This window comes from Komagataeibacter diospyri (assembly GCF_006538165.1).
Taxonomy (GTDB): domain Bacteria; phylum Pseudomonadota; class Alphaproteobacteria; order Acetobacterales; family Acetobacteraceae; genus Komagataeibacter; species Komagataeibacter diospyri.
Window position 1 is genome coordinate 1 of sequence record NZ_BDLU01000046.1, and the last position, 10,128, is coordinate 10,128.

The following is a 10,128-nucleotide window of genomic DNA, read 5'->3' on the forward strand; positions in this document are numbered from 1 at the left end:
ATACTTAGGAAACCTTATGTTTTTGGCACGCCCTGAAACACTCTGGGACGTGGGTTAGGCGGATTTCGAGTCCGCCACATCATTTTTCAGAGGGGAAGCCATTTGACTTGCCCCTTGAATGTTTCTATCAAAATTATTGACAGATCAGATCCGGCGATAGAGATCTGATCTATTTACCGATGAATTTTTAATTAATATATCAATACAAAAAATAATATATGAAATCATTATTTCAGAAAATGGCGTTTTAACGCCCATTATTTTACAGTTTGTCAAATATATTACTCTCCGCCTTCCCGAAGGTCGCGCCGTTTATTTGCATTCCATTATTGCCTGGGAGAAATACATTCCTCAATGAACACGAAGAAACGTCGCCGTTCTACGTGAAGGACTTAATTGAAGGCTTCAATGCGGTCTGGTCGAACGATGCCAGGCAATCATAAGAAAGTTTTTGGTGAATCTTTTTTCAAAAAGCTTCAAAGAAGCCCTTACCTTGTTGCAAAAAGATGGCGCCAAAAAATTTTATTGTTTTTTATCAATTATTTATATTCAAAAAATCTTTATAAGACATGCCCCACTTGCATGTAAGGGAAGATTGAGAATGATCGGGCATAGCTGTGCCCTATGGTGACGGATAACACGTCATCTTCCCCTGTGGTACGGTTACATACGTGGCGGTTATGGCCGTCATACCCGGTTCACGAACACGGAGAGTATTCATGACGCAGGCGTCTGTTACGGAAACCACCACAATCCGTGGGCTTAGGCATCCTGTCTCGCGCATTGCGCTTGGCACATGGGCCATTGGCGGATGGATGTGGGGTGGTCCGGACGACCGCAACGCCATTGCCACCATTCAGGAAGCCGTTGATCTGGGCATAACACTGGTCGATACGGCACCCGTCTATGGTTTTGGCCATTCGGAAGAAATTGTGGGACAGGCTCTTGCCGGACGGCGGGACAAGGTGGCGATCGCAACCAAGGTCGGACTGGACTGGAAGGATGATCACAAGCCGTTCCGCAATACATCGCCCGCCCGTATCCGCAAGGAAATCGAGGATTCTCTACGCCGCCTGCGTACCGATTACATCGACCTTTATCAGGTCCACTGGCCTGATTCCGCCGTGCCGATGGATGAAACCGCCCGCACGCTGGAAGATCTGGTCAGGGAAGGCAAGGTACTGGCGCTTGGTGTCAGCAACTTCACCATCGCCGAAATGGATGCCTTTCGCGCGGTCGCGCCTCTGGCAACGGTACAGCCGCCTTACAATCTGTTTGAGCGTGGGATGGAGCACGATATCCTGCCTTATGCACGCCAGCATGACCTGACCATCCTTGCCTACGGTCCGCTGTGCCGTGGCCTGCTGTCAGGCAAGATGACGGCGCAGACCAGATTCGGCCCTGATGACCTGCGCAGTGCGGACCCGAAGTTCCAGCCACCCCGCTTTACCCAATATCTGGAAGCCGTGCGGCAGTTGCAGGATTTCGCACGCGAGAAACATGGCAAGTCACTTCTGGCACTGGCCATTCGCTGGGTACTGGATCAGGGGCCAACCATTGCCCTGTGGGGCGCACGCCGCCCGGACCAGATCGCAGCGGTCGCCGATGCAATCGGCTGGCACCTGAGCGCTGATGACCTGCAGGAAATCGATGCAATCCTCAAGTTATGCATCAAGGATCCGGTCGGGCCAGAATTCATGGCGCCCCCGGGTCGCTGACAGCGTTTTGCAACCTGGCATGCGCCTGCCTGCCAGATTCTCCTGAAAGACATCCTGATGACCCGAGGCAGGCTGCTCCGGTTCCATTTCATAGCTCATGAAAATGCTCAGGATGGGCTTCTGACCGTATTACCAGATGGCAACATAAAGCGGTGCGTGGAGCAGGATGCGGGAAATCATGGCTCTGCGGACACATTACGAATTGGGAATAGGCGGTCGACCATCCCGTTCGCGTCACCTTCCAGTTCGTGCCGGACAGCACGATACAGCCAACGACCGCCATCAGATGGGGCATGGAACAGGCTTGCATATGGAACGACTGCGACACCGTTGAAAACGCCTGATCCTGCCTGACCGCTCCCTTATTGCTTTTTCATTCATATTGACTGAATGGACCTGTCCCGCAAAATCAGCATGAACACAATGTCAGCCATGCTGATCGCAGCGATTCCCGATCCGGACGGGGTAAATGGAGCGACCGATGATATCCTTTCCCCTGCGGGGCATGCTTGTGGCCAGCGCCTGCGCGCTTGGTTTCTTCCACCTGCCCTGCACCCTGCGCCCGGCCCATGCGCAGCAGGTGGAAGAACACCATGGCCCAACAGCGGAACAGCGCGCGGAAATCCAGCGCGCGGTGCATGAAGCCATTCAGCAGGACATACGCAAGGTGGCGCAGTACAAGCTGCCCAAGGATTTCTTTGCCCGCATGCTGCCCCTGATCCGGCAGATCAGGCGTGCCAATATCATTCCCCCCACCCAGACCACCAACATGACACTGGCCACCACCATCCGGCGCACGCAGGCCATGCCACAGCTTCAGGCAATCCTGCAGCAGCACGGCATGTCGGCAGAAGATTTTGTCATGAGCCTGACTACATTCGAAATGACAAACACCATGGTCCAGGCACCACCGAAAAAGACCAAGGACACGCCGAAGCTTGATAAGGATAATGTCAGACTGATCCAGTCCCATCAGGCACTGGCGCAGGCACTGGTTCACGATATGGATAGCGAAAGCGAACATCTACAATAAAAGACTGAAAAGTTTTTTATGAAGCTTTTTGCAAAAATATTATGGAAAAACTTATTTTAAAAAAGATGGAAATTTCAAACTTTTATTGTTTTTTATTAATTATTTATTTTAGAATCTTTTCCTGAACCAATACCATGGTGCCTGGCATGGCAGGTGTCAGGGTGCTGCTATTGTCAGGCGCGAGATCTTTCCGGATATGACCGGCACTACTGAACACATACCGTTGTAAAGGCTGGCGCGTTGCCGGTCCGGTCATGTGGATAATGGACGGTGTTGGTCATGCAGACCGGAACAGGCAGATCGGATTCTGACGCAACGGCAGACGGGACACCCCCCCGCAAAGGACTGCATGCACGGCTGCATGATATCCTTGCCGGCCTGTCGCTTGCCTCCATGAATATTCCGCAGGTTCTGGGCTACACGCGCATTGCGGCCATGCCAGCGGTGACAGGGCTGTATACGGTGCTGCTGCCACTGGTGGCGTTCGCGTGTTTTGGGGCATCAAAACATCTGGTTGTTGCAGCAGACTCCGCCACCGCCGCCATTTTTTCCAGCGCGGTGGGCCGTATGGCGATACCGGGCAGTGCGCATTACATGGCGCTGGTCAGCATGGTTGCCCTGCTCAGCGCAGGTTTCCTGCTGGTGGCTCGCCTGTTCCGCCTGGGCTTCCTGGCAGATTTCCTCTCACGCACCGTGCTGGTGGGTTTTCTGGCCGGGGTAGGGGTGCAGGTCGCACTGACCATGACGCGCGACATGCTGGGCATTACCACCACGGCGCATAACCCGGTACTGCAACTGTTCGAGACACTGGCGCAGCTTTCGCATGTGAATGTCCCGACCCTTCTGCTGTCCACCTGCATCGTGGCCATAATCATGGCGGGGGACCGGCTGGCGCCACGTGCGCCACTGGCGCTGATGACCGTGGTGGGTACAATCATGATCAGCATGACCTTCGGCCTGCCCCGGTTCGGGATCGAGACCATCGGCCCGATTGCGGGGGGCCTGCCGCGCCTGTCCATACCCGATGTATCATGGAATGACACGCTGGCGCTGCTGCCCGCCACGACATCATGCGTTTTTGTCATCATTGCGCAGAGTGCCGCAACATCACGCGCCTTTGCACTGCAATTCCATGATCCGGTGGATGACAATGCAGACATACTGGGCCTGTGCGCCGCCAATGCGGTAGCGGGGCTGAGCGGGACGTTCACCGTCAACGGCAGCCCGACCCAGACCGCGATGGCCGTGCGGACAGGGGCACGCAGCCAGCTTGCGCAACTGACATTCGCCATCGTCACGATGCTGGTGCTGGTTTTCCTGACTGCGCCGCTGCAATACCTGCCGCGCTGCGTGCTGGCGTCCATTGTCTTTACGGTGGCGCTGGGCATGATTGACGTACGGGCGATGATGGCCATCCGGCGCGAAAGCCCCGGCGAATTCGGGCTGGCGCTGGTTACTGCCGCCGCCGTTATCGGCATCGGGGTGGAACAGGGCATATTCCTTGCCATCGCGCTGTCGCTGTTCCGCCATGTACGCCACAGCTACGAACCCCATACGATGATCCTGCGCCGCGACGGGCAGTCCGGACTGCTGGAACCCTATGACGTCAGGGCCGGGCAGCAGACCGCGCCAGGGCTGATTGTCTATCGTTTCTGTGCCGACCTGTTCTACGCCAACGCCACGCGGTTCGCGCATGATGTGCAGGTGCTGGTTGACAGTGCGCCCAGCCCCGTCCGGTGCCTTGTGATCGACGCCAGCGCCATCACGGATATCGATTTTTCTGCCGCCAGCGACCTGCGTGACCTGTTCACGGCCCTGCGGGGCCGGCATGTCACCGTGATATTTGGCCGTGTCACCCCCTACCTGCGGGCCGACATGGACCGCCATCGCATCACCCCGGTCATAGAAACCGCCAATATCCATGCACAGCTCCATACCGCCATTGCGGCGGCGCGACAGGTGATGGCTGGCAGCGACACGCCCCATGCCACGATACATTAAGGCGTATCGTCAATTAATTCCGATGACAGCCATGACAAGTTGAACGGCAGCGAGGAAGGCATACTGCGATACGCCCGGGAAGTCATGCTGTCGATCATCATGTATTCATTGCCGTGAGCAGCGAACAGCGATAGGGCGCATGGTCCTTTCGTTTGATGCCTGCATGCAATCGGGATATATTTCATATTGTCAGAAGCGAGTAAGACAATATCCGCCTGACGGAACATAATATAACGCAAAAAATTATGCGCTATATGAAACAATACTTAAAATGCAATGAGCATCGGCACTGGATTATTGTGCCCTGCCGACAGGATGAAAACCATGGTTTCTTCCAATGCACGCATTCCTTCCGTCTGGACCATCGCGGATGCACTGAAGGTGCATGCCGATGATCCAACCACCACCATGCCCGTCATTGCCCAGGATTTTCCGGTCATTGATGATGCGCTGTGGCAGTGGGATACCGGCGCCCTGCGCCGCATCACGGGTGAGACGGTCACCTTCAAGGGCTGGTACGTGATGTGGTCGCTCGTAGCCGAGCGCGCCCAGACTGGCGATGATGCCGCCGGCTGGCACAACCGCAACGCCTTTGCCTTTATCGGCTATTACTACAGCCGCAATGGCATCGACTGGACATTCGGCGGCCGTCTGCTCAACAAAAGCGCTGACCTGCGGCCCGATGAATGGTCGGGCAGCCTGATCATGCGCAAGGGTAGCGAGAACGTGCTCGACATGTTCTATACGTCCGTCAACACCGATACGAACCAGAGCGTGCCTTCGGTTTCCTCCGGTCGCATCTATGCCGATGATACCGGTGTCTGGTTTGACGGGTTTGAAACCACGACCGAAATGTTCTCGGCCGATGGTCTGCATTACGCCAATGCTTCGCAGGACCCGTATTTCGACTTCCGTGATCCCCACCCGTTCATCAACCCGGCGGATGGGCAGGTCTACTGCCTGTTTGAAGGCAACGTACCAGGCATGCGCGGCGAGTTTGTCATTACCGACCACGAGGCAGGCAGGCTGCCACCGGGCTACAATGTTGGTGAAGGCGCCCAGTACGGGGCTGCCGCCATCGGCATTGCCCGCCTGGTTTCGTCTTACGGGAAGGGTGATTTCTCACGGTGGGAAATGCTGCCTGCGCTGGTTACCGCCCTTGGGGTGAATGACCAGACCGAGCGGCCACATGTGGTGTTCCATAACGGCCTGACCTACATCTTCACCATCAGCCATCATTCCACCTACACCGGTGGGCTGGAAGGCCCGGATGGAGTATATGGCTTTGTTTCGCGCCATGGTCTTTTCGGTCCCTATACGCCCCTGAACAGTTCGGGGCTGGTACTGGGCAACCCGTCATCCGCGCCATATGAAACGTACAGCCACTTTGTAGACCCGATGGGGTATGTGCAGTCCTTTATCGATACGCTGCCTGCACCGGGCACAGACCCGCAGAACCCGGCGACTTACCGTATTGGCGGTACGCTTGCCCCCACAGTGCGCATTGCGCTGGTGGACGACCGGACCTTCCTGACGGAAGTACATGATTACGGGCAGATCTTTGCCTTTGATGAATGGGCTGACAGCCGCCAGCCGGATATCCGTCCCGCCACCTGAACGCTATGTTCCAAACTTTGGAGAAGGTCGCCATTTGTGGCGGCCTTCCCTGACGGAAATCTGTGTCATGGATTACCCGATCTCACTTCAGAGCATCCTTTCACTGTTACCTACGCAGTATGCGGGAGATGCAGTTGTAATTCTCTCCTTCATTATTTCGACCTGCGCGTTACTGGCACGTTTCTGTCGTGGGCCTGCGCCCGGATCGAAATGGGCCGTAGCATGGACGATTGTGACTGCGCTGGCACAGACACGGGGCACAAACCCGCTTTCTGGCCGTACGACGACAGATCCGCCTGAACAGAACACATCCCCTGTTCCAGATGGGAGTCACCAGGTGACGCCACGCCCGCCCAAACCACCATCCGTACCGGTCGCCCCACCACCCAGACAGAAATGACAATCGGCTGGCCTGTCCAATTTTTATTACATAATTATTTGAAAATCCAAAAAAATATATATTGATCAGGATTAATTATTATATACATCCGGCATATGGACCTGTAATGATTTTGCGTCAGTCCAGAGCCTGTCAGCGAGACCACAGTTTTGGCAGGTCAGTATGGCGTTACCAGTCATGGCTATAATCGCGTGTGCATGACCAGAGGATATCGAACATGAAGGATGAGCGTTGTGTTGGCCGCCGTTTTAAAGAGTCGACACGCAGAAACTTTTTTATTGATTCACTGAGCCGTCTTTAAACAGTTTCCACGGTCCATCCGCAACAGATACCAACGACGGTCATGGCCACCATCAGTTGTCCATACCGTACCAAGGCGATACGATACCCGCTGTCACACATCATTTCCAGACAGGATGGGAACAGGTCATGCAATGGGGTTGGGTCAGTGCGGCAACCACCATCAGTCTCCAGATCCTGTTCATCATCCGCGTCCTGCTCAGGCCACACCGCCAGCCCGCATCACGCGTGGCATGGGTGGCCATTATCGGCTCCCTGCCCGTCCTTGGCATGATTGCCTACCTGCTGCTGGGCGAAACCCATCTGAACGGGCGTATCCTTGAACGTATCCGTGAGGCCATCAGGCAGTTACCCGTTCCGGGCAAGACCAGTAACGCGCTGATCGACGCCGAACGTGATTTCGGGCTACATCCACGCCTTGCCCCGCTGTTCCGCGTCGGACAGTCCATCAGTGGCTATCCCCCGATGGGTGGCAATGCCGCGGCCCTCATGCCGGATTCCGATGCCGCCATCGCTGCCATGGTGCGTGATATCGATGGCGCGTACGCGCATGTACATATCAGCTTCTATATCTGGCTGTCCGACAATAACGGCATGAAAGTGGTCGATGCCCTGAAGCGCGCGGCAGGACGTGGTGTGACGTGCCGCGTCATGGCGGATGACCTGGGATCGCGGCGACTGATCCACAGCCACCACTGGCGGGACATGCAGGCAGCGGGCGTGCGGCTTGTGCGCGCCCTGCCCATTGGCAACCTGCTGCAACGCCCCTTTCGCGGGCGGTTCGACATGCGCAACCACCGTAAGGTTGTCGTCATTGACAACCGTGTAACCTATTGCGGCAGCCAGAACTGTGCCGACGCGGCATTCCGGGTCAAGCCGCGCTTCGCCCCATGGGTTGATCTGGTCACACGTTTTGAAGGCCCGGTCGTGCTGCAGAACCAGCACCTGTTTGCAACCGACTGGTTCGGCCATACCGGTGAAGACCTGACGAAACTGCTGGCCACGGCGCACATACCGGCAGGCGATGGCTTCGTGGCCCAGGTCATCGGGACCAGTGCTGCCGTGCGCTATGCTGCGATGCCGGAAGTATTTGTCTCACTCATGAATGCGGCGGCACGGGATCTTACGGTTACAACCCCCTATTATGTTCCTGACGAACCCATACAGGCTGCCCTGTGCGCGGCTGCCCGGCGCGGCGTGAACACGACGCTTACGGTCCCCACCCGTAATGATTCATGGATCGTCGCCGGCGCCAGCCGCAGCTATTACCGTGAACTGCTGGAAGCGGGGGTCAGGCTGTATGAATACCCGCACGGCCTGCTGCATACCAAAGCGCTGACAGTAGACGGGAAAATGACCATGATCGGGTCAGCCAACCTGGACCGCCGCAGCTTTGACCTCAATTTCGAGAACAATATCCTGTTCGTGGACCCTGCGTTCACGGCAGACATCCACGCCCGCCAGCAGACCTATACCAATGCCGCCACCCCCATCACGCTGGATATGGTCATGAACTGGCCAAAATACCGCGTCCTGTGGAACAATGTGCTGGCGATGGTTGGCCCCGTTCTGTGAATAGGCACGATATAATATCCGCCCTTGAAAACAGCCACGCCGGAACCGACATCCAAGACAAGCGCCCGGCCAGTCGCACGGGCAACCTGCATCGAATGGTAACAGGAGAAACCGGATCATGAGTGCCGCTGAAAACCTTCGCAAGCTCAGCCCTGAAGATATTCAGGAAATCACGAAGCATTTTGAAAAGTCCCTGCACCAGCACAAATCCGAACTGCACAGGCAGATCACGGATCATCTGGCCGGCCTGAAGGGTGAAGTCCGCCTGCATGAAAAAAAGATCCCGACGTACTGCAAGGTGTTCGGGTTCCTGATCCTGGTGGCAGCGTCCGTGGTCAGTTATGCATTCGGTCGTAAATCCGCAGAATAATCCGCCCTGTCCCACCTGTCCCGCCACATATCCATGTAGCGGGTCAGGAACGGGAAACAGGTCATTTATCAATCTTGGCTGTCGTAACGGCAGTCGGCACCGGCGTAGCTGTCGTAATGACAGTAGGTGTCGGCGTGGTTTCTTCTGCAGGCACTGGCGGCGTTCTGGGGGGATGGAACGCGGAAATTGGCCCCAGCGGGCCACGCCTTACATGCTGCATTGATGCGACGGGTTTACGCACGCATCCACGTGTCACAATTGAGCAGACCCCATCGGACCCTATGATTTCGTCATCATCGCCGCTGTAATGCAGGTCCACAACCTTGTCATCCTCGATACGGATATCCGCAATACAGGTCTTGCCTGCGCCGCCCACGGTTGTTTCCGTCAGGTTGACCAGGGTCTGGAGTGGCACGAACGTTGAATCGTTCGTGGACGGGATGTTCAGCGTGCGCGAATATTCAAAGATCTGCACGTGATCATCTATTTTCTTGATCTTGTCAGGAATCCCCACGCATGACTGCACATCCGTGCTGTTCATGCCGATCATGGCAAGCTGGGCACGGTGCGCGGTACGTGAATCCGTATAACCACACCCTGCAAGGCCACCGACAGGCAACAGGGCGATACACACGCCACCGACACGCGACAGGAAGGCATGGAAAAGGCGGTTGCTGCAATGGGTCTCAACTGTCATGCGTGGCTGTTACTCCGGCGACGGGGGTGGATAGTGCGGTATTCATCAATCATTTTTCGCACATACGAAACAAAAATTCATGAAGGAAATCCCGTTTTCCTGCCCTCCGTATCATCCAGATACACCCCCAGCGTCTGTCGTCCCGGCATTTGATGCGTGGGTTGCGTGTACACCGTTCGGGAACAGTTTTCCATGTCCTGCCGATAAACTCGGTGTGCAATACCGACTCTTGGGTAGAATGCTGAAGATTTTTTTCAAAACACTTTGCAAGACGCCGCTTTTTTTGGGGCCTGTTGGGAATTATCTTGAATTGATGATTGCGCCAACGAGATAGATCATGGCTTCGAATGATCTGTCTGTTTTTTCGCTGCGCATGGCGATGCGCTTGAACTCCTTGAGCTTGCAGAAGAAGTTCTC

The 10,128-nt window shown here is 55.7% G+C and carries 7 protein-coding genes and 1 pseudogene; 6 read left to right on the forward strand and 2 right to left on the reverse strand.

Annotation, left to right across the window (positions count from 1 at the left end):
• Positions 1 to 719 precede the first annotated feature (719 nt).
• The 6 genes from MSKU9_RS10465 to MSKU9_RS10490 all read left to right on the forward strand — a co-directional run bounded on the left by MSKU9_RS10465 (position 720) and on the right by MSKU9_RS10490 (position 9,014).
• A complete protein-coding gene (locus MSKU9_RS10465) occupies positions 720 to 1,718 on the forward strand; it encodes an aldo/keto reductase (RefSeq protein ID WP_141261403.1) in 999 nt (332 codons plus the stop codon).
• Positions 1,719 to 2,199: 481 nt separating this feature from the next.
• The gene (locus MSKU9_RS10470) at positions 2,200 to 2,751 is read left to right on the forward strand and encodes a hypothetical protein (RefSeq protein ID WP_141261404.1); all 552 of its coding nucleotides are present in this window, start codon (positions 2,200 to 2,202) and stop codon (positions 2,749 to 2,751) included.
• Positions 2,752 to 3,030: 279 nt separating this feature from the next.
• Positions 3,031 to 4,752 carry a SulP family inorganic anion transporter gene (locus MSKU9_RS10475; protein WP_141261405.1) on the forward strand — a complete coding sequence of 574 codons (1,722 nt, stop codon included), beginning with the start codon at positions 3,031 to 3,033 and terminating at the stop codon, positions 4,750 to 4,752.
• Positions 4,753 to 5,076: 324 nt separating this feature from the next.
• Positions 5,077 to 6,369, forward strand: coding sequence for a glycoside hydrolase family 68 protein (locus tag MSKU9_RS10480; RefSeq protein WP_141261406.1), 1,293 nt, complete (start codon positions 5,077 to 5,079; stop codon positions 6,367 to 6,369).
• Between the two features lie 829 nt (positions 6,370 to 7,198).
• Positions 7,199 to 8,644: a cardiolipin synthase gene (cls, locus tag MSKU9_RS10485; protein ID WP_141261407.1), complete on the forward strand. Its 1,446-nt coding sequence runs from the start codon at positions 7,199 to 7,201 to the stop codon at positions 8,642 to 8,644.
• 118 nt (positions 8,645 to 8,762) lie between these two features.
• A complete protein-coding gene (locus MSKU9_RS10490; RefSeq protein WP_141261408.1) occupies positions 8,763 to 9,014 on the forward strand; it encodes a hypothetical protein in 252 nt (83 codons plus the stop codon).
• A 61-nt stretch (positions 9,015 to 9,075) separates the two neighbouring features.
• On the opposite strand, the gene MSKU9_RS10495 is transcribed toward MSKU9_RS10490, so the two are convergent.
• Together MSKU9_RS10495 and MSKU9_RS18095 are read right to left on the reverse strand one after the other, a co-directional pair.
• The gene (locus MSKU9_RS10495) at positions 9,076 to 9,711 is read right to left on the reverse strand and encodes a hypothetical protein (RefSeq protein WP_141261409.1); all 636 of its coding nucleotides are present in this window, start codon (positions 9,709 to 9,711) and stop codon (positions 9,076 to 9,078) included.
• A 300-nt stretch (positions 9,712 to 10,011) separates the two neighbouring features.
• Positions 10,012 to 10,128, reverse strand: a pseudogene (locus MSKU9_RS18095) (IS5/IS1182 family transposase); the annotation flags it as partial.

Coding starts and splice junctions, on each gene's coding strand:
- MSKU9_RS10490 (WP_141261408.1), top strand. CDS start 8,763: ATGAGTGCCGCTGAAAACCTTCGCAAGCTCAGCCCTGAAGATATTCAG.
- MSKU9_RS10475 (WP_141261405.1), top strand. CDS start 3,031: ATGCAGACCGGAACAGGCAGATCGGATTCTGACGCAACGGCAGACGGG.
- cls (WP_141261407.1), top strand. CDS start 7,199: ATGCAATGGGGTTGGGTCAGTGCGGCAACCACCATCAGTCTCCAGATC.
- MSKU9_RS10495 (WP_141261409.1), bottom strand. CDS start 9,711: ATGACAGTTGAGACCCATTGCAGCAACCGCCTTTTCCATGCCTTCCTG.
- MSKU9_RS10470 (WP_141261404.1), top strand. CDS start 2,200: ATGATATCCTTTCCCCTGCGGGGCATGCTTGTGGCCAGCGCCTGCGCG.
- MSKU9_RS10480 (WP_141261406.1), top strand. CDS start 5,077: ATGGTTTCTTCCAATGCACGCATTCCTTCCGTCTGGACCATCGCGGAT.
- MSKU9_RS10465 (WP_141261403.1), top strand. CDS start 720: ATGACGCAGGCGTCTGTTACGGAAACCACCACAATCCGTGGGCTTAGG.